At 64.1% G+C, this 19,552-nt stretch carries 20 protein-coding genes; 11 read left to right on the top strand and 9 right to left on the bottom strand.

Features of this window, described 5'->3' with window-relative positions:
* The first annotated feature begins 3 nt into the window (after window positions 1-3).
* The 5 genes from J1C48_RS03080 to J1C48_RS03060 all read left to right on the top strand — a co-directional run bounded on the left by J1C48_RS03080 (window position 4) and on the right by J1C48_RS03060 (window position 4,015).
* Window positions 4-699: an arylesterase gene (locus J1C48_RS03080; protein WP_207256209.1), complete on the top strand. Its 696-nt coding sequence runs from the start codon at window positions 4-6 to the stop codon at window positions 697-699.
* Between the two features lie 352 nt (window positions 700-1,051).
* The gene (gene thpR, locus J1C48_RS03075) at window positions 1,052-1,648 is read left to right on the top strand and encodes an RNA 2',3'-cyclic phosphodiesterase (RefSeq protein ID WP_207256208.1); all 597 of its coding nucleotides are present in this window, start codon (window positions 1,052-1,054) and stop codon (window positions 1,646-1,648) included.
* 129 nt (window positions 1,649-1,777) lie between these two features.
* Window positions 1,778-2,152, top strand: a complete 375-nt coding sequence (locus J1C48_RS03070) for a YkvA family protein (protein ID WP_207256206.1) — start codon at window positions 1,778-1,780, stop codon at window positions 2,150-2,152.
* A gap of 340 nt (window positions 2,153-2,492) precedes the next feature.
* Window positions 2,493-2,999: an invasion associated locus B family protein gene (locus J1C48_RS03065; RefSeq protein WP_207256205.1), complete on the top strand. Its 507-nt coding sequence runs from the start codon at window positions 2,493-2,495 to the stop codon at window positions 2,997-2,999.
* 239 nt (window positions 3,000-3,238) lie between these two features.
* Window positions 3,239-4,015 carry a sulfate transporter family protein gene (locus J1C48_RS03060; RefSeq protein ID WP_207256204.1) on the top strand — a complete coding sequence of 259 codons (777 nt, stop codon included), beginning with the start codon at window positions 3,239-3,241 and terminating at the stop codon, window positions 4,013-4,015.
* Here the strand turns inward: J1C48_RS03060 and nth are convergent.
* The gene (gene nth, locus J1C48_RS03055) at window positions 3,969-4,772 is read right to left on the bottom strand and encodes an endonuclease III (protein WP_231081547.1); all 804 of its coding nucleotides are present in this window, start codon (window positions 4,770-4,772) and stop codon (window positions 3,969-3,971) included. The two genes, J1C48_RS03060 and nth, sit on opposite strands and share 47 nt — an antisense overlap.
* A gap of 49 nt (window positions 4,773-4,821) precedes the next feature.
* Between nth and J1C48_RS03050 the strand changes: the two genes are divergently transcribed.
* The 3 genes from J1C48_RS03050 to J1C48_RS03040 all read left to right on the top strand — a co-directional run bounded on the left by J1C48_RS03050 (window position 4,822) and on the right by J1C48_RS03040 (window position 7,524).
* Window positions 4,822-5,337, top strand: a complete 516-nt coding sequence (locus tag J1C48_RS03050; protein ID WP_207256203.1) for a DUF2244 domain-containing protein — start codon at window positions 4,822-4,824, stop codon at window positions 5,335-5,337.
* A 75-nt stretch (window positions 5,338-5,412) separates the two neighbouring features.
* Window positions 5,413-6,327, top strand: a complete 915-nt coding sequence (locus J1C48_RS03045; protein WP_207256202.1) for a methylated-DNA--[protein]-cysteine S-methyltransferase — start codon at window positions 5,413-5,415, stop codon at window positions 6,325-6,327.
* Window positions 6,328-6,489: 162 nt separating this feature from the next.
* Window positions 6,490-7,524 carry a YeiH family protein gene (locus tag J1C48_RS03040; protein ID WP_231081546.1) on the top strand — a complete coding sequence of 345 codons (1,035 nt, stop codon included), beginning with the start codon at window positions 6,490-6,492 and terminating at the stop codon, window positions 7,522-7,524.
* 40 nt (window positions 7,525-7,564) lie between these two features.
* Here J1C48_RS03040 and J1C48_RS03035 read toward each other — a convergent pair whose 3' ends face one another.
* The 5 genes from J1C48_RS03035 to J1C48_RS03015 form a co-directional block, all read right to left on the bottom strand.
* A complete protein-coding gene (locus J1C48_RS03035) occupies window positions 7,565-8,626 on the bottom strand; it encodes a HoxN/HupN/NixA family nickel/cobalt transporter (RefSeq protein WP_207256200.1) in 1,062 nt (353 codons plus the stop codon).
* A 400-nt stretch (window positions 8,627-9,026) separates the two neighbouring features.
* The gene (locus J1C48_RS03030; protein WP_207256199.1) at window positions 9,027-9,674 is read right to left on the bottom strand and encodes a DedA family protein; all 648 of its coding nucleotides are present in this window, start codon (window positions 9,672-9,674) and stop codon (window positions 9,027-9,029) included.
* A gap of 118 nt (window positions 9,675-9,792) precedes the next feature.
* Window positions 9,793-11,013 carry a class I SAM-dependent RNA methyltransferase gene (locus tag J1C48_RS03025; protein ID WP_207256198.1) on the bottom strand — a complete coding sequence of 407 codons (1,221 nt, stop codon included), beginning with the start codon at window positions 11,011-11,013 and terminating at the stop codon, window positions 9,793-9,795.
* Window positions 11,004-11,771 carry a TlyA family RNA methyltransferase gene (locus tag J1C48_RS03020; protein ID WP_207256197.1) on the bottom strand — a complete coding sequence of 256 codons (768 nt, stop codon included), beginning with the start codon at window positions 11,769-11,771 and terminating at the stop codon, window positions 11,004-11,006. Before J1C48_RS03020 ends, J1C48_RS03025 begins: the two co-directional genes overlap by 10 nt.
* A 105-nt stretch (window positions 11,772-11,876) precedes the next feature.
* Window positions 11,877-12,074, bottom strand: a complete 198-nt coding sequence (locus tag J1C48_RS03015) for a DUF2735 domain-containing protein (RefSeq protein ID WP_207256196.1) — start codon at window positions 12,072-12,074, stop codon at window positions 11,877-11,879.
* A gap of 477 nt (window positions 12,075-12,551) precedes the next feature.
* Between J1C48_RS03015 and J1C48_RS03010 the strand changes: the two genes are divergently transcribed.
* A complete protein-coding gene (locus tag J1C48_RS03010) occupies window positions 12,552-13,589 on the top strand; it encodes a glutamine synthetase beta-grasp domain-containing protein (protein WP_207256195.1) in 1,038 nt (345 codons plus the stop codon).
* A gap of 381 nt (window positions 13,590-13,970) precedes the next feature.
* Window positions 13,971-14,318: a DUF1344 domain-containing protein gene (locus J1C48_RS03005; RefSeq protein ID WP_207256194.1), complete on the top strand. Its 348-nt coding sequence runs from the start codon at window positions 13,971-13,973 to the stop codon at window positions 14,316-14,318.
* Window positions 14,319-14,844: 526 nt separating this feature from the next.
* On the opposite strand, the gene J1C48_RS03000 is transcribed toward J1C48_RS03005, so the two are convergent.
* The 3 genes from J1C48_RS03000 to J1C48_RS02990 form a co-directional block, all read right to left on the bottom strand.
* A complete protein-coding gene (locus J1C48_RS03000) occupies window positions 14,845-15,588 on the bottom strand; it encodes an SDR family oxidoreductase (protein ID WP_207256193.1) in 744 nt (247 codons plus the stop codon).
* A 223-nt stretch (window positions 15,589-15,811) separates the two neighbouring features.
* Window positions 15,812-16,381, bottom strand: a complete 570-nt coding sequence (locus J1C48_RS02995; RefSeq protein ID WP_207256192.1) for a hypothetical protein — start codon at window positions 16,379-16,381, stop codon at window positions 15,812-15,814.
* An 83-nt stretch (window positions 16,382-16,464) separates the two neighbouring features.
* Window positions 16,465-18,672, bottom strand: a complete 2,208-nt coding sequence (locus J1C48_RS02990) for a primosomal protein N' (RefSeq protein WP_207256191.1) — start codon at window positions 18,670-18,672, stop codon at window positions 16,465-16,467.
* Window positions 18,673-18,882: 210 nt separating this feature from the next.
* Here J1C48_RS02990 and fsa point away from each other — a divergent pair, with 210 nt between their 5' ends.
* Window positions 18,883-19,536, top strand: a complete 654-nt coding sequence (gene fsa, locus J1C48_RS02985) for a fructose-6-phosphate aldolase (protein WP_207256190.1) — start codon at window positions 18,883-18,885, stop codon at window positions 19,534-19,536.
* Window positions 19,537-19,552 lie beyond the last annotated feature (16 nt).

Here is a 19,552-nt window from a genome sequence, read left to right as displayed (position 1 = left end):
CGAATGCAACGCTTCCAACACTTTCTTCGTCGTGGGGGCCTAGTCCTCACGGCCTTGTCATGGCTTCTGATCGCCGCACCCTTCCCCTTCGGCATGAAGGCGCAGGCTGCCGAGCCATCCGGTAAAGCGGTCGAGATCGTCGCCCTCGGCGATAGCTTGACGCAAGGCTACGGCGTCAAGCCGGGCAAGGCGTTTCCCGAGCAGCTCCAGGCGGCCCTGCGGGCAGACGGTCTCAACGCCACGGTCGTCAATGCCGGCGCCTCCGGCGACACCTCGACCGGCGGGCTCGCCCGCCTCGACTGGTCGGTGCCGAAGTCGGCCGATCTGGTGATCGTCGAACTTGGGGCCAACGACGCTTTGCGCGGCATTTCGCCCGACATCACCCGCAAAAATCTCAGCGAAATCTTGGAGCGCCTAACCGATCGGGGCCAAAAGGTGCTGTTCGCCGGCATGCTGGCGCCGCCGAACATGGGCAAGGACTATGCCGACGCGTTCGATGCGATTTATCCCGATCTCGCCAGACAATATCCCGTCACCTTCTACCCCTTCTTCCTCGATGGCGTGGTCGGCAAACCCGATCTCAACCAGGGCGAAGGCATGCATCCGAATGAAAAGGGCGTAGCGAAGATCGTCGCGGCGATGAAGCCTTTGATCGAGAAGGCGCTCAGCGGCGAAAACGCGGCAGCGCCATCCAATTGAGATCGGCGCGTCGCCAGAGTGGCGCAAGACGGTGCCGATGATTCACGACGGACCCCATGCTTGGCGCAACGGCAGATTTTGCGGGCCGTCGGCGAGTCCTCCCGGCCTCGGAGATAATTGTGCATTGCGGCATCGGCAATCGGGAAAAGCCGTGTGCAAAGCTGACCAGTCCTTGAAACATGGCTTTCGAGATGAAAGTCTCGCGCATGAAGCGAGTGGTAGGGTGTGACTCGCGCCGCCTCACCCTTGCTTCACCTCAATGCCCTGGTGTGGGCCGAGGCGGCTCGCCAGCGGGCGACGCGATGAGGCGCTCGCGCGTTTAACGGGCAGCATGACGGACGGAGGTCTTCCGATGCCGCGACTCTTCACCGCCCTCGAAATTCCAAACGATATTGGCTTGTCTCTCTCGCTTCTGCGCGGCGGCCTGACCTCTGCCCGTTGGATCGATCCGGAAAACTATCATCTGACGCTTCGCTTCATCGGAGACGTCGAGGCGCGGCTGGCGGACGAGATCGTCGCATCGCTGGACCGGATCCGGCGCAGCCGTTTCGAACTGACGTTTTCGGGCCTCGCCGCCTTCGGCAGCAAGAAGCCCCATTCGGTCTATGCTGAGATCGCGCCCTCGGCCGCGCTGTCGGCGCTGCAGGCCGATATCGACCGGGCCTGCAAGCGCCTTGGCCTTGCACCAGACCAGCGCAAGTTCGTGCCGCACGTCACCCTGGCCCGGCTGCGCAACGCCAAGGCCTGCGACGTCGCCCACTATCTCGCGCTGCGCGGCGGCTTTCGCAGCCGGCCTTTCGCAGTCGACCGCTTCGCCCTGTTCTCCTCGCGCGATTCGATCGGCGGTGGCCCCTATGTGCTGGAGGAAGCCTTCGATCTGAAGCGCTACGACGACTTCGTTTCGCACAGCGGCGAGTCTTTCGCTCCGGCGATGCCCGAGTTCGGCTGAGGCGCCAAGCCCGCAGTCTCAGCTAACACCTTCACGATGAAAGCAGATCCGTGCGCCGAATGGGCGCCCGGGTCTTGAGCCGTGGCCAATCCCTCGCCATCTTGATACGTAACCAAGAGGGAGTGAGCCATGACGCTAAGCGAGGGCATGATCGCGGAAATCTTGAAGATCGGATCCGATCGCGACTCGGCAGAGCGTGAAGAGCGCGTCCGCTCGTCGTTCTTTGCGGCGGTGCGGCGTGCCTTGCGCCACATTCCCTTCATGGACGACGTCGTCGCCGCCTATTATTGCGCGCTCGATCCCAAGACCCCGGCGACCACTCGCGGCATCTTGATTGCGGCGCTTGCCTATTTCGTGCTGCCGATGGATCTCATCCCCGACATGCTGCTCGGCCTCGGCTTTACCGACGATATCGCGGTGCTTCTCGCCGCGTTCAATGCGGTTCGCGGCAATATCCGGCCCGAGCATTACGATCGCGCCCGAGAGACGCTGGCGGATTTTTAATTGCGCGAAGCTTGCGCCCTGAATCTTTGGTGGGGCGAAAAGCCCCAGCGAGCCCAACTCTCGCCCGATTCCTTCTCTTGTTCCTGAAATCGCGGGTGTCGCAAGATCGCCCGTCGCTGCACCGGGCGTCGACGGTCGCGAGCAAAAATCGCCATACCCAATGATGGCGCACCCCGATCGTCTCGCAACCTGAAAATTGTCCCGGGGGTTTTTGCCCTTCGTTAACCATCGCGAAACCGGCATCGCCTATTGTGGCGCCAGTCATCGTTTTCCGACGGTCGCCGAGCCTCGGCGAGGTTGCGGCGCCGCCAGAAAGACGCACACCGGAGAGCAGGAAACCATGAATCCCAAGACGATCCTGACCACCGCGGCGGCATTGCTGATTGTCTCCAGCGCGGCCGTCGCCGCCCCGACACCGACACGGATGAACACCTTCAACGACTGGGGGACCTATTCCTATTCCGGCTCCGGCGGGAAGGTCTGCTACATTCTTTCGACCCCGAAGAAGGAACTGCCGGCCAATGTCGATCACGGCGACATCTTCTTCCTCGTGTCGCAAAAGCCCGGCCAGGGCGTATCCTACGAGCCGCAGGCGGTGATGGGCTACGAGCTGAAGGAAGGCTCGAAGGTCACGGTCGACGTCGACGGCAAGAAATTCTCGATGTTCACCAAGGGCAACTCGGCCTGGATGGAGAACGCAGCCGAAGAGCCGCAGCTCGTTTCCGCCATGCGCGCCGGCCATTCGCTGGGCCTCGAGGCCGAGTCGAAACGTGGGACCAAGACGAGCTACAGCTATTCGCTCTCGGGCGTGAGCGCGGCGCTCGATTCGATCAAGGACTGCAAATAGTCGCCTGAGCGTCTGCCAAAGCGATTGCATACGCCCGCAAGCGACGCTGCGATCGCCCTTAAAGGCCCTGCCCTGGCGGCGGGCCTTTTTCGTTTTCACGCACTCGTCACCGACGCGCCGGCGGCAAGCCGCTCGCAAGCGATTGGGCTGCATTCATCCGAATACCGCCTGCCCTCATCGCCGTTGCAGCACAGCCCCCGGGCCCCTATCTCCATCTCGCCGAGACAATGGAGCTGCTTTTGATCTTTACCAGCGCTCGTCTTGCCCTGAACGATCTCCTGTCGCCGCCCTTCCGTGCGACGCTGTGGAAGTCGCTCGGCCTGACTGCCGTCGTCCTGATCCTGTTGTGGATCGGTGTCCAGACCGTGTTCGAGTGGCTCGCCGTACCGTTTTTGTCGAACCTCTTCCCGGACGCACCGCATTGGGTGGACGAGGCCGGATCGCTTGCCGGCTGGGGCGCGGGCATCGCGCTCGCCATCGGGCTGTTGTTCCTGATCGGACCGATCAGCGCGATCATCGCCGGCATGTTCCTCGACGACGTCGCCGAAGTGGTCGAGCGCGACAGCTATCCCGCCGCGCCGATCGGCCGACCGTTGCCGGTGCTGCAGGGGCTGTTCCTGTCGATCAAGTTCTTCGGCGTCGTCATTCTCGGCAACCTGATCGCCCTGGCGCTCTTGTTGGTGCCGGGCGTCAACCTCATCGCCTTCTTCGTCGTCAATGGCTATCTCGTCGGCCGGGAATATTTCGAATTCGCCGCCATGCGCTATCGCGGCGAGGCGAACGCCAAGGCGATGCGCGCGCGCCACGCGCCGACGATCTTCGTCGCCGGCCTGCTGGTCGCGCTGTTCATGGCGATCCCGATCGTCAACCTTTTGACCCCACTCTTTGCCGCCGCATTGATGGTGCATCTGCATCAGCGGATCTCGGCCAAGGACGGCGACTTTCCCAGCCTCGATCGCGCCGCTGGCGTCAGGCCGCCGTCGCCGATGGCGGCGGACCGGGCGGCAAAGGCGTAAGCGCGGCCGGCACGTCGCAGGTCTTCACCTCGGCCATGCACAGATCGGCGATCACGCAGGCCTCGCAGACCGGTTTGCGGGCTTTGCAGACATAACGGCCGTGCAGGATCAGCCAGTGATGGGCATGGCGGCGATAGGGCTGCGGAATGAGGCGGAGAAGATTGTCTTCGACCTCGTCCGGCGTCTTGCCCGGCGCCAGATGCAGCCGATTGCCGATACGGAAGATATGGGTGTCGACCGCCAGCGTCTCTTCGCCGAAGGCGACGTTGAGGACAACATTGGCGGTCTTACGGCCGACCCCGGGCAGCGCCTCCAGCGCCGCACGGTCGTTCGGCACAGCACCCTCATGCCGGGCGATCAGCGCCTCGGACAGCGCCGCGACGTTCTTGGCCTTGTTGCGATAAAGACCGATGGTCTTGATGTGTTCGCGGATCGCCTCTTCCCCGAGCGCCGCCATCGCCTCAGGCGTATCGGCAGCCGCGAACAGGCCGCGCGTCGCCTTGTTGACCCCGGCATCGGTCGCCTGCGCCGACAGCACCACGGCGACGAGCAAGGTGAAGGCGTTGCTGTATTCGAGTTCCGATTCCGGCTCGGGCCGCTGCACCTGGAAGCGCCAGAAGATCTCGGCGATGTCCTCGGCTGTATAGGGCACCGTGATGCTTCGCTTGGCCGCGCGCGCCTTGGGCGTCTTCGCCGCCGTCTTGGCGACTGCCCGCTTGACCCGAGGGACCGGCTTGTCGATCTTTTCAACCATCATCGCCCTATAGCGAGCCTGGCCGATGGATGACAATCGCAAGGACCAAAACATGACCCCCGATTCCCGCATGGCGGATGGGCGGTCACCGATCGCATCGTCCGAGCGCCCGATCTTTCAGGCGCTGCTGACGCCCTACCGCTCGCTGGGCCGGGCGGGCTTTACCATCATGATGAGCTTTTTCTGCCTCGTCAGCCTCGTCAGCGGCCTGTTGTTCTGGATGAACGGCGCCTGGCCGGTGGTCGGCTTTTTCGGGCTCGACGTTTTGTTTCTGTGGTGGGCCTTCGCGGCCAGCTATCGTTCGGCCAAGGCGCGGGAGGAGGTCTGCGTGACGCGGACCGATTGCGCCATCCGCAAGACCTCGCCCCGCGGCGACGTGCGCGAAGCCCATCACAACCCGTTCTTCGCCCGCTTCTCGATCAATCGCCATGAAGAAATCGGCATCACCCGGATGAGCGTCGATTCGAAGAACATCTCCACCGAGATCGGCGGTTTTCTCAATCCCGACGATCGCGAGAGTTTCGCCAAAGCGTTTGGCGACGCGCTGACAACGGCCAAACGGCGATAAAATTGAAAGCCGTCTGGAAAACGGGTGGCGGGTGGTTATGGCCCATGCGCAGATGACGGTGAAGGAGATTTCGCCATGCTGACCTTTTCCGCCGAAACCTGCGAAGCCGTTCCCCTCCCTGACGTCATGCCCTCCGGACGCGCGACCTTGACCGACTACGAAACCGTTCGCCGCATGATCGAGTTCATCTCGATCGAATATCGCAGCCAGCCGAGCCTTGCCGAAATCTCCGAAGCGATCGGCCGATCAGAAGAAACCTTGACCTCGCTGCTCAGACGCTGGGCCGGCTTGACGCCCAAGGCCTTTCTCCAGGCGGTGACGCTGGACAATGCGCGGCGGCTGCTCGACGAAGGCGCCTCGCTGCTCGATGCGGCCTATGAGGTCGGGTTTTCAGGCCCCTCGCGCTTGCACGATCTCTTCGTCAAGCACGAAGCCCTGTCGCCGGGCAGCTATAAGGCGCGCGGCGACGGCATCGATCTGTTCTATGGCTATCATCCAACGCCCTTCGGCCTCGCCATCGTCGTCGCGAATGATCGCGGGCTCGCCGGGATCGGCTTTGCCGAGCCGACCGATGGTGGTGAAGCCGCCGCACTTGACGACATGCGCCGGCGCTGGCCGAGGGCGCGCTTCATCGCCGACGCGATGCGCACCGGCCCGTTCGCCAAGCGCATCTTCGAGCCCTCGCGCTGGCAGCGGGATCGGCCGCTGAAGGTCGTCTTGATCGGGACGGATTTCGAAATCCGCGTCTGGCAGACACTGCTCGAGATCCCGCTCGGCCAAGCGGCGAGCTATTCGACCATCGCCGAACGAATCGGCGCCCCCAAGGCCGCGCGGGCGGTCGGCGCGGCGGTCGGCCGCAACCCGGTGTCCTTCGTCGTTCCCTGCCATCGCGTGCTCGGCAAGAGCGGCGCCCTCACCGGTTATCACTGGGGCATCACCCGCAAGCGCGCGATGCTCGGCTGGGAGCACGGCGTCCTCGCCCGCGATTGACGGCCCGCCGCACTGGCGTGGGGTTCGCGTCCCTCGCCACCGGTGCCACACGGGCTCAACCATTCGATTTTATCAATTAAAAATACAAGAATTACCATTTGGACCGATTGAATATCGCTCTCTAAGATTGTGGTCAGTAAACACCGCATGGCGGAACTGATCATGACCAATCTCAGTCAAGCGAATGCATCCAGTGCCGACGCCCTGCCGGCCTCGATCGGACCGGGGCTTGCCCTCACCGTGGCGATCGCACTGCTGGCCTTTGCGATTCACGCTGTGCCCGGCTTCGGCTTCATGAGCCCGCTGATCTTGGCGATCATTCTCGGCATGGTGTTTCATAACACCGTTGGCACGCCGGCAGCCGCGCTGCCCGGCGTCAAATTCGGCCTGAGACGGCTGTTGCGGGCGGGCATCGTGCTGCTCGGCCTGCAACTCACCCTGCCGCAGATCGCCGAGGTCGGCGCTCTCGGCGTCGCGGTGATCGTCGTAACGCTGCTCTCGACCTTCCTGTTCACCAAATGGCTTGGACGAATGCTCGGTGTCGACGCCAAGCTCGCCGAGCTGATCGCCGCCGGCACCTCGATCTGCGGTGCCTCGGCCGTGATCGCGACCAACACCGTGACCCGGGCGCGCGACGAGGATGTCGCCTATGCGATCGCCTGCGTCACTGTGTTCGGTTCGCTGTCGATGGTGGCCTTGCCACTTGCGAACAACGCCCTGCATCTCAGCCCCGCGGTCTATGGCCTGTGGACGGGTGCTTCGATCCACGAGGTCGCTCAGGTCGTCGCGGCTGCCTTTCAGGGTGGCGACCTCGCCGGCCATCTCGGCACCATCGCCAAGCTGACCCGCGTGTTGATGCTCGCCCCCATGGTCCTTGGGCTTGGTTACTTCGCCGCCCGCCGGGCCCGCACGACGACGAGCGAAGGCGGCGGGGTGCCGGTCCCCTGGTTCGTCCTCGGCTTCATCGCGATGATCGGCGTCGCCTCGATCGGCATTGTTCCGGAGGCGGTGATGCCCGGCACCATCTGGACGACGCATTTCCTGCTGGCGATCGCTCTGGCCTCGATGGGGCTCGAAACCGACATGCGCAAGCTGGCGGCGAAAGGCCTGCGCCCGGCCCTTCTCGGCGCGGCGGCCTGGATCTTCATCATCGCTCTCGCCTTCGCCCTGATCATCCTCACCGGCGCCGGCCAGTAAAACAAGAGGGGCGCCGCCGGCGCCCAAGCTTGGCGTTGTCTTAAGAGGAGGCGCCCTGCGGATCAACGACCGCGTCGTCATAGCCTCGCGCGCGGTAGATGACCGTCGAGACCAGCCAGCTCAGGGCGAAAATGCCGACAAGCACATAGCCGAGATCGGCGAGATTGTCGTTGAGATGGCCGATAAGATCCCAAAACCGGCCGGTGAGGTTCAATTCGTCGGCGGCCAGTCCCAACGCCTCGATCCCGCCGATAAAGATCGCCACCGCCACCGAGGCCGCGGTGATGGTCAGATTGTACCAAAGCTTGCGCAGCGGCTTCACCGACGCCCAGCCATAGGCCCCGGTCATCAGCATGCTGTCGAGCGTGTCCATCAGCGACATGCCGGCGGTAAACAGCGCCGGAAACACCAGGATCGACCAGAGCGACAATCCCTGCGCCGCCTGGCTCGCCGAGATGCCCAACAGGCCGATCTCGGTCGCGGTGTCGAAGCCGAGGCCAAACAGGAAGCCGATGGGGTAAAGGTGCCACGAGCGTGTCACCACCCGGAACAGCGGGCGAAAAATCCGGGCCAACAAGCCGCGTCCGCGGAGCAGGCCGTCAAGATCCTCTTCGCCGATTTCCTCGCCGCGCCGGGCCCGCTGAAAGGCCGCAAAGATCGAACGTAGGACGACGAGATTGGCCAGACCGATGGCGATCAGGAAAAGCGACGAGACCAGCGTCCCGACGACCCCGCCGATCGCCTGAAGCGCGTTCTGGCGGTCCTGAAAGGTTGAGACGGTCAGGGCGATCAGAACCGTCGCCGCGACGACGATGGTGGAGTGGCCGAGTGAAAAGAAGAAGCCTACCGAAAGCGGCTTCTTGCCGCTCTGCACCAGTTTGCGCACGACATTGTCGATGGCGGCGATGTGATCCGCATCGAAGGCGTGACGGAGCCCGAACATATAGGCGAGAAACGCCGTGCCGAGAAGCGCCGGCCGTCCAGCAAACGCATCGAAGGCCCAGAGCCAGACGCCCAAATTGGCAGCGCCGAGCAAGACAAGGGTGAACGCCGCCTTCGCTTTGAACTCAGCGGGCTGATCGTCGAACGGATTGAGAAGCAAGATTTTATCCCAGTCTATGGTTGACGGGCCGCGCGATCCAAATTTGAAACGTTCTGGCAGCCGCGGGCGCAGGCTCGGCCACGACGCGCCGCGACGACCGGATGGGCCGGAGCCTTCAAAGCGTTTCACCATCGGTTTTGACGACGCGGCGCCGCATTCGTCAATCCCGGCCCGCGACGCTCTGCGCCTTTTCCGCGTCCGAGTCGGTCGGCGGTGCCCTGATGCCGACCGATAAAAGGCCCATAATCGATAAGGCGCAATCACCCGGCGATTGCCAACAGCTCCACCTCGGTGGGCGGCGATCATCGCGCCTGAAGCAGGAGCGATCCGACCCCACACCGAGATTCAGCGCTCGCCATTCGCCTCGCACCATCCGCCCGGCTTTTAGGCCGCCCGGCTTTCAGGCCTCCCGGCGAGTCCCCTCGCCGCCCTCGCCATTTCCCCCGCGGCTCTCGTCCTGCTCCTCATCCTTGCTGTGGAACAGAAACCGGTAGGTTCCGACACAGCCGATCAGGCAGATCGCCGCCGCCGCGACATAGAGCGGCCAGGTCGAATGGCCGGCAAAATAGGTCTGGAAGGCCGAGCCGAAGGCATAAGCGAGCCCGCCATAGGCCAGCGACCAGAGCGCGGCGCTGATCGAATTGTAAAGCAGGAAGACCGGCCAGTTCATCTTCATCGTGCCGGCGACGAAGCCATTGAGCTGGCGCAGGATGATGATGAAGCGGGCAATGAGCACCACGGCGATGCCGTAGTTGTCGAACCGATCCTCGACCATCTTGAAGCGCTTTTCGCCAAGGCCGAAATGCTCGCCCCAGCGTACGACGATCGTGCGGCCATAACGCCGGCCGACCGCATAGCCGATATTGTCGCCGACGATCGAGCCGGCCCAGGCCGCGCCAAGCACCAGCCACAGACTCAACGAGCCCTGGCCGGCCAGCAGTCCCCCGGCGACGACGAGACTTTCCCCCGGCAGCGGCAGTCCCGTCGATTCCAGAAGGACGACGAGAAACAAGAAGCCGGTTCCATACTGGGCAAGATATTCGGTCAAGATCCGTCGGCCTGCAGTTCGCACGCGGGGGAGCGATGGGTCGCGTTGGGTCTCGCTCGCATGCTGGGCGACAAACGGCAAGTCGCCCGGCGATCCGTCATTCGGTGACGCGAGGATCTCACCCGCGTTCGAGCAGGGCTACCACCTCGACATGATGCGACCATAAGAACTGGTCGATCGGCGTGACCGAACGGATCCGATAGCCGCCATCGACGAGGATCTTCAGATCCCGGGCAAGGGTCATCGGATTGCAGGAGACGGCAGCGAGCCGGCCGATCCTTGAGGCGGCAAGTTCCCGTGCGAGCCCTTCGGCGCCGGCTCGTGGCGGATCAAAGACCGCGGCATCGAAAGACGCCATCTCCTTGGCCGGAACCGGGCGACGGAAGAGATCGCGGCGTTCGGTGGTCAGAGGCTTCAGCCCCTGGGCCTGACGGTGTGCCTGATCCTGGACGGCGAGCGCCAGCGCGTCACTTTCCACGGCGTTGACCGCCGCCTGCCGCGCCAACCGCAGCGAGAACGTGCCGCAACCGGAAAAGAAGTCGGCGACGCGCTTGGCTCCCGCGAGATGGGTGGTCACCCGCTCGGCCATCGCCCGCTCCGCGTTCTCGACCGCCTGCAGAAATGCGCCAGGCGGCAGCGCGACGGGAACGCCGGCAAAGTCGATGAAGGGGGCTCTGGCCATCACGAGGATCTCGTCGCCAAGGCTCAGCCGGGCAACCCCCGCCTCCAGCGTCAAGGCAACCGCCTGCTGCCGGAGCGTGTCGGACAAGCGCGCCGCGCCTTCGGCGGCAATGTCGAGGCCGGCCGCCGTCATCGTCACCAACAGCTTCAACGGCCGTTTGCGGTCGATCAAAAGCCCGGCGAGCCGTCGCAGGACTGGCAGCGCCGCCGTGATTTGCGGCATCGCGATAGGGCAGGTTTCGATCGGCACCACACGGGTCGAGCGGGCGGCGTTGTAGCCGAGAAGCACGCGATTGCCGGTACGCACCGCCGTCAGCGTCACCCGGCGGCGCGAGGCCGGCGCACAGGGCACAAGCGGCGCCACCTCGACCTCGATCCCCTGCCGCTGCAAGGCGGCAACGACGAGGCCGCGCTTGAAGGCGTGATAGGTCGTCTCGCTCGCATGCTGCAGATCGCAACCGCCGCATTCGGTAAAATGCCGGCAGGCCGGCGACTGACGCTCGGGCGACGCCGCGATCAGCGTGAAATCTGGCCGCGCCTCAGTGCCTTCCAGTTCCACCACCTCGCCCGGCAGGGTGAAGGGCAGATAGGCCGGCCCGGCATGCGTTATCGCGACGCCGTCGCCCTTCGCCCCGAGGCTGTCGATCGTCACGCGCAATGGTTCGCCTTTCGTCCATGAAGCAGAAATTCGCGGTTGCCGTCGCCGCCGCTGATTGGGGAATCGATGAGCGCCAGTGCCTGCCAGCCCGGTTGTCGGTCGAGCCACTCCCGCACGTGCCCGGCGATCGTCTCGGCCGATGCCGGATCGCGCAAAAGCCCGCCCTTGCCGATCGCCGCGCGCCCGGCCTCAAATTGCGGCTTGACCAGAAAGAGGCCGTCGGCACCCGGCTCGGCCAGCGACAACGCCGGCGGCAAAGCAAGCGTGAGGGAAATGAAGCTGACGTCCGAAACGATGAGGTCGATCTTGTGGCCGGCAAGATCAGAGCGTGCCAGCTCGCGGGCATTCAGCCCTTCGAGCGCCGTCACCCGCGGATCAGAGGCGATCGTAGCATGCATTTGCCCGTGGCCGACATCGATCGCCACCACATGGGCGACGCCGGCCTCCAGAAGAACCTGAGTAAAACCGCCGGTCGACGCACCGATATCGAGGGCCGCGCGGCCGCGCGGGGCAACATCGAACATGGCAATTGCCTGTCTCAGCTTCAGCGCCGCGCGCGAGACATAGGCGCAGGCCGGATCGGAGACAACGATGGACGCGTCCGGCCGAACCGTCAGGCCGGGCCGCGTCTCAGGCTTGCCCGCAACGACGACATGGCCGCGCAAAATCGCGTCGCGCGCCCGCGAGCGGGTGGCAAAGAAGCCCTTGTCGACGAGCAGTGCATCGAGCCGGCTGCGGCTGGAAATGGTTGCGGCCATGACGGGCGTGATGCGACGTAGCCGCCCGTTTGGCAAGCCGGCCGTTTGGTCAGCCAGGGGCCGCGACCACGGTCAAAGACCGCCGCTTGGGGCCAGGGTTAGCCGTTAATGGCGGCGCCCATGCTTTTCGGCGTCCTCGCGGATGGCGTCTTCGTGATAGGCGGCACCGCCGGCGGCAAATTCGACGAAGCCCGGCAAAGGCTGGGACAGGCGCTGCGAGCGCGAGGCGGCGACGCAGGCAAGACGCGCCTTTAAGGGAAACGGCAGGATCTCGGCGCCTTGATGGCCCTCTCTCGGTTTCATGGGCTGTTCCTCAATGAGCCTCCCAACAGGAAGGGGTTAAGATACAGGTAGGTGTGCATATCTTTTATGCAATATGATCAAATAATAGACTTTACGCACCCGCTTCACAACCATGCGAGCTCACCGAGCACCTAAATGATCCGCAGCCGGCGATCGGATTATTCTGCCACGAGATCCCTTTCCCGGACTGACCAGCGAGCGCCCTTCCGCTCACTTTGCAGCGCATGGTTGCTGAAATCTTAGGATATTTTGGCTTTGGACGGCCAAGGATAAGGGCCGAACCGCGCAGGCCCAGATCCCGCCGCCGCGACAATATTGCGCGGCGGCGAGAAAAACGCCGGCCGATATCCGCATCGACCCGGCTTGGCACGCCGCATGCATAGGCCGAGACGACCCCGTTTGAGCGCGCATCGCCGCGCCGCGGGTGATCATTGTGTTTCGATGCGCGAAAACGCGTCCACCCACGGAAGAACGACCATGACGAAATTCAAGCTCGAGTATATTTGGCTGGACGGTTACAAGCCGGTCCCGAACCTGCGCGGCAAGACGCAGATCAAGGAATTTGCCGAGTTTCCGACGCTCGAGCAGTTGCCGCTGTGGGGCTTTGACGGCTCCTCGACGCTGCAGGCCGAAGGCAGCAGCTCCGACTGTGTTCTGAAGCCCGTGGCCAGCTATCCGGATCCTGACCGCACCAACGGCGTTCTGGTGATGTGCGAAGTGATGATGCCCGACGGCGTCACCCCGCATGAATCGAACAGCCGCGCCACGGTCCTCGACGACGAAGACGCCTGGTTCGGCTTCGAACAGGAATATTTCTTTTATCAGGAAGGCCGTCCGCTCGGCTTCCCGGCCCAGGGCTATCCCGAGCCGCAGGGCAAATACTACACCGGCGTCGGCTACGGCGCCGTCGGCGCCGTCGCCCGTGAGATTGTCGAAACCCATCTCGACCAGTGCCTGGCCGCTGGCATCAATCACGAAGGCATCAACGCGGAAGTCGCCAAGGGTCAGTGGGAATTCCAGATCTTCGGCAAGGGCTCCAAGAAAGCTGCCGATCAGATGTGGATCGCCCGCTATCTGCTGATGCGCATCTGCGAGAAATACGAGATCGACATCGAGTGGCACTGCAAGCCGCTTGGTGATACCGACTGGAACGGCTCCGGCATGCACTGCAACTTCTCGACCAAGCATATGCGGGAAGTTGGCGGCAAGGAGTATTTCGAGGCGCTGATGGGCCAGTTCGAGAAGAACCTCGAAGACCACATCGCCGTCTACGGCCCGGATAACCACATGCGACTGACCGGCAAGCACGAGACCGCGCCGTGGAACAAGTTCTCTTACGGCGTCGCCGACCGCGGCGCGTCGATCCGCGTCCCGCACTCCTTCGTCAACAACGGCTATAAGGGCTATCTCGAGGATCGCCGCCCGAACTCTCAAGGCGACCCCTACGCGATCGCCTCGCAGGTTCTGAAGACGATCTCGGAAGTCCCCGCCGGCAAGGCTGCCGCCGCCGCATAATCGGCCCGGATGACAGCAAACGATGAAAGACCCCAACGGCGCGGCTTCGAATGAGGCCGCGCCGTTGGGCTTTTACACAGCCGTGACGTCGACGCTGACAAGTGATTTCGGCCCGATGCTCCCGTTGCAGATCTGCACATGTCGAACGAGTCAGATAACGCCCGGCTTGTTGGAAATTGCGGACGTTTTGGGGCAGTGAAACATTATTTCTTATTCATTTGCGACAGCCCTCGCCCGGCGGTAATTTCTTCCTCGAAGCCGGGAAGCGCCGGCGGCGCTCCCAAGTGAGGCCGTGGCTCGACGCTAAACCTGACGGCTTCTATCTACCGGGACAAGCCGCGGCCTATGCCGGGCGCCGGTTTATCGACGAGGATGCGTCGAATGCGTAGTCTCACCCTTCCCCTCACCCTCGCCGCCAGCCTGCTCGTCGGCACCTCGGCGTTCGCTGCGACTTCGACCACCACGTCGACCGACGCGGCCAAGAAGCCAGCGGCCAAAGTGCACGTGGCCTCCAAGCATGTTGCGAAGAAGCACACGGCTGCGCTTCACGTCAGCACGAGCAAAATCAAGATCCTCGACACCGGCAAGTTGACCCTCGCCAACGGCAAGACGTTTGTGCTGCCGGCGAAGATCGTCGTCGCTGACTTGAAGGTCGGAGACACGGTGAAGGTTAGCTACCACATGAAGGGTAAAGAGCGGACCGCAACCACCGTGAAGGTTGTCAAGTAAGCCTCGCCTTATTGCCCGTCGGCGTTAATTGACGGGCCGTGAGTTGCGATCGCACCGGATCGTCCTTCTCCCATCGGACATCCCCCCAAGATCCGGGGCTCGCAAACATCCCCCCCAGCCGCCGGGTTCACCCTCTCCCGGTCGGCACCAAGCAGGACCGGAGGCTATGCCTCCGGTCCTCTTTTTTTGTCCAAAGCAGTGCGTTACCGCCCATTCGACGAGGTCAGGGCGGCCTCCAGCATCGGCCCGAAAATCGGAGTCGATTTTCGGCAGAGCACGATGCGTCGATTCAAAAGGTGAGAGCGACCTTTCTGCGTCCGACAGGACGCGGGGCGGCCTGGTCGCGAAAGTACAAGCGATCGACCCGAAGCGCGACTTTCGGGCCCAGTCTGCGGGTCATACCAAGGGCGTTCGAACCGAAGGGGCCGGCATGAACTGGGCCGGACACGAACTCCCCGGCACCGCGACGGTCATGCGATCCGCCGGCGATTCGCGGCGGCGACGGCCAGTCTCACTTTGTCCAGTCTCACATGGTCAAGCCGCCATCGACCTTGTATTCGGCCCCCGTGACATAGGCCGCATCGGCGCTCAACAGAAAACACGCGACCGCCGCGACATCCTCGGGCTGGCCGAGGCGACCGAGCGGCACCGCCTTGGCGACATTCGCCTTGTAGGTCTTCTGCGCCGCAGCTTCCATGCCGCCGCGATCGTGGAAATGGGTTTCTGTCAGGCCCGGTGTCACGACATTCACGCGAATTTTGCGCGGCGCGAACCGGGTCGCCAGCGAACGGGCGATCTGACGCACGGCAGCCTTGGTCGAGCCGTAGACCAGCACGTCTTCGCGCGGCGAGGCCGCAGTCCCAGAGCCGGTCAAAACGATCGCGCCATCGGCTTCGATCAGCGGGTCGAGATGCTTGGTCTGAAGAATCGGTCCGCGGACATTCAAATCGTAATGGCGATCGAAATCCTCGGCGTCGACGTCGTCAAGCGTCGCGAATGAGCCGAAGCCGGCGTTGAGAAACGCCGCGTGGATGGTGCCGAAATGCGCCTTGACGGCCTCGGCCAGCGCCGGCGCGCCCATCGGGTCCGCGGCGTCATTGGCGATCACCTTCGCCTCCGGCAGCGCCCGGCGAGTCGCCTCGATATGCTCAGGCGAATTGCCGGTCAAAAGCAGCGCGCCGCCCTCTTCGGCGATGCGCTTGGCGGTGGCAAGTCCGATACCGCTGGTGCCGCCGGTGATCACCACGCGTTTGTTCTCAAAACGTTTCATCCCTCGTCTCCGTGTTGGGATGCCCAAGCCGCCGATCGCCCCTCCGTCTAAGCGCATGCCGGCAAGGATGCCCGAGACAAGCGGGCGCCCGACCGTCAACGGCAACCGGTTCGGCCTTCGAACGCGTCTGGTATGGTACAAGTTGCCCTTGCAGCGGCGAACGCTGCGTCACCGGACCAAGCGACGATGATCAGTGATGCGATCCCCAGGCAATGGTGCCGAATCAATTGCAACGGCCGCGCACCGGCACAGCTTCCTTCTTGTCGCCCCAGAACACGGTCATCTCGCCCTCATATTCGGCGTGGCCGGACACCTGCTCGACTCCCGACAGATCGAGATTGACGCTGATCCGTGGCTCGCCGGCCGAGCGCCAGACGGTCATCACCGTGCCGGTCTTGCCAGCGGCCGTCTTGCCCTTTTCGAGCTCCCGGACGAGGCCGTTGGCCATCACATAGCCACGTTCGAGCGGCGGCGCGCCGCCGCTCGCGTCGGCGAGCATCGTCACGAAGACGAAGCGACCGTAGCCGTTTGCCTTGGAAGAGGATTGGCCGGGTTCCGGAATGGCTTGCTGGTTCGAATCCGCGGAGCCGGCCATGCGCACGAAGGCGCAGCGGCTCGCGATCGGTGCCCAGTCGAGCTCGCCGAGGTCGAGGCCGCGCGGCGTCAGGTCGGGCGAGGCATCTTGATTTTGGCCCGGCGCGGCCGCGACAAACGGCGAGGCATCGAGCTTCATGCCGCTTGGCTGCGCCGCGACCGCAGTCCCAGCACTGAAAAGAGTCAGAGCGGCGGTCAATCCCAGTCCCCGCAATGCTCGTTCCTGTATCCTCCTCATAACGCAACGGTCCTCCCACTGTAGCCCCTTGCTTCCCGCATGTCTCATAGAAAGCTCTGCGGGTCCACGTCGATCTGCACCTGAACCGAGCCGCGCGGCCGCGGCGCCTTTGCGAAGGTCGCCCGCAGATAGCTCTGGATCGGCGCCCGCCGCGTCGCCTCGACGAGCAGGCGAAAGCGGTGGCGCCCCCGCACCACGGCGAGCGGCGCCTCGGCCGGCCCGAGCATTTCGATCTCCGGCGCCTCCGGCGCGGCCTTGCGAATCTCGCGGGCGTGGTTCTCGGCGTCGGCGCGGGTGTCGGCCGAAACGATGATCGCCGTGAGCCGTCCGAAGGGCGGCAGGGCGCTGCGCCGACGCTCGTCGATCTCGCTTTCATAAAAGTTTTCCGGATCGCCGGCGATGAGCGCCTGCATCACCGGATGCTGCGGCTGGAAGGTCTGGATCAGCCCATGGCTGGCCAGACCCGTGCGGCCCGCCCGGCCGGTCACCTGATGGAGCAGCTGAAAGGTCCGCTCGGCGGCACGCGGATCGCCATTCGCCAAGCCGAGATCGGCGTCGATCGCGCCGACCAGCGTCATTTTCGGGAAGTGATGCCCCTTGGCGACGAGTTGCGTGCCGATCACGATATCCGCCTCACCATCGGCGACCGCTTCGAGCTCCCGACGCAGACGCCGCGGACCACCGGCAATGTCGGACGACAGGACGATGGTGCGAGCGTCGGGAAAGTCCTCGACGATTTCCTCGGCGATCCGCTCCACACCCGGGCCACAGGCGACGAGATGATCGAGCGTGCCACATTCCGGACAGGCTTCCGGCCGCCCCATCGAGAAGCCGCAATGGTGGCATTGCAAGATGCCGCGCAGGCGGTGGTCCACCAGCCAGGTCGAGCAATTGTGGCACTGGAAGCGATGGCCGCAAACCCGGCAAAGCGTCAGCGGCGCATAGCCGCGCCGGTTGAGAAAGAGCAGCGTCTGTTCGCCGCGCTGCAGTGTTTTCTTGATCTCGGTCGCCAACACCGGCGAGACGAAGCGTCCACGCGCCGGTGGATGGCGGCGCATGTCGACGAGCGCGAGTTCCGGCAAGGCGGCATCGCCGTGGCGGGCCTTCAGCCGCACATGGGCGTAGCGGCCGCTACCGGCATTGACACGGGTTTCGACCGACGGCGTCGCCGAGGCGAGAACGACCGGAAATCCGCCGAGCGAGGCGCGCACCACCGCCATGTCGCGGGCGTGATAGAATGTGCGGTCCTCTTGCTTGTAGGCCGGGTCATGCTCCTCGTCGACGACGATCAGGCCAAGTTCCTGGAACGGCAGAAACAGTGACGAGCGGGCACCGGCGACGATCCGCACGCGGCCTTCGGCGACCTGCCGCCAGATCGCCTCGCGCCGTCGCGGCGGCACGTCCGAATGCCATTCGGCCGGCGGCGCGCCGAAGCGGGCGTCAAAACGGTCGATGAAGCTCTGGGTCAACGCGATCTCGGGCAAGAGAATCAGCACCTGCTTGCCTTGATCGAGAGCGCTCGCCACCGCTTCGAAATAGACCTCGGTCTTGCCGGAGCCGGTGGCGCCTTCGAGGAGGATCGGCGCGAAGCTCGCCTGCTCGACGGCGGCGACAAGATCGCCCGCAGCCTTCGCCTGATCCGGGCTCAGCGTCGCCCGGCCATAGCCGGTATCGGGCTCGGCGACGGCCGGCGGCGGCGGAAAGCGCGTGATGCGAAAGACATTCTGCTTGATCAGCCCGTCGACGACCGACACGCTGACGCCGGCTGCATGGGCAAGGCCGCTCTTCGACCAGGCGTGGGCCTCCTCTGCAGCCGCGATGACCCGTTGCCGCGCTGCGGTCAGCCGGTCAGGCGCCTCCCCCGTCGCCTCGATGCCCGTGATCCAGGGCTCCGGATCAAAAGCCGCCGGCGCGCGTAAGGCCATGCGCACGACGAGACCGGGCGGCGACAGCGTATATTCGGCCACCCAATCAATGAATCGCCGCATCGTCTCGTCCAGCGGTGGGCACTCGAAGACATGGGTGATCGGCCGTAATTTCTTCGCGTCGATAGCATCGATCGGACCGTCCCAAACGACCCCCGCGACCTGCCGCGGCCCAAGCGGTACCTGAACGATCGCACCGGGCCGCACCGCCATTCCCTCAGGAACCGTGTAGGAATAGGGCCGATCGCTCGGCAACGGCACCAGCACCGGCACGATGGTTTCGGGAAAGAGCTGGTCGGTGAGGTTCAACGGGGCTCCCAATCGCATGTCCAGTCGCCGGCGGAAACAAACCACGCAGACCACTCCGGCGAATCGAACCGCCAATCCTAACGGCTCTTTTCGTCGCGACCAGCCGCCAGTGCCAAGCCCGGTTTTCGACCCGTTTGGGAAATCCCATATGGCCTTTGAGACAACGATGCTGATAAAGAAGCCAACATCGTTCAGTGGCGATAGTTCGGAATCGAAAGGGCACCCCTCATGAAATTTTTCGTCGACACCGCAGACGTTGCAGACATCCGTGAACTCGCCGATGCCGGCCTCCTCGACGGCGTGACCACCAATCCGTCGCTGATCAAGAAGGCCAACCGGCCGATGAAGGAGATCATCGCCGAGATCTGCGACATCGTCGAAGGCCCGGTCTCGGCCGAAGTCACGGCGACGGAAGCCGGCGAGATGGTCCGCGAGGGCAAGATCCTCGCCGACATCGCCGACAATGTCTGCATCAAGCTGCCGCTGACCATGGATGGTCTGAAAGCCTGCAAGGAGCTGACCGGCGAAGGCTATCTCGTCAATGTCACGCTCTGCTTCTCGGCCGTGCAGGCGCTGCTTGCCGCCAAGGCCGGCGCGACCTTCATCTCGCCCTTCATCGGCCGCCTCGACGACATCAATCTCGACGGCATGGCGCTGATCGGCGACATCCGCCAGATCTACGACAATTACGGCTTCGAGACGGAAATCCTGGCCGCGTCGGTGCGCACCATGAACCATGTGCGCGAGGCCGCCCTGATCGGCGCCGACGTTGCGACGGTGCCGCCGGCGACGCTGAAGGGCCTCGTCAAGCATCCGCTGACCGACAAGGGCCTGGAGCAGTTCCTCGCCGATTGGAAGGCGACCGGCCAGACCATCGCCTGATCACGATCGGCAAAAC

This window comes from Jiella flava, assembly GCF_017349315.1.
Lineage (GTDB): Bacteria > Pseudomonadota > Alphaproteobacteria > Rhizobiales > Rhizobiaceae > Jiella > Jiella flava.
The sequence above is the reverse complement of the archived record's forward strand: the minus strand, read 5'-3'. Positions and strand labels throughout refer to the sequence as shown.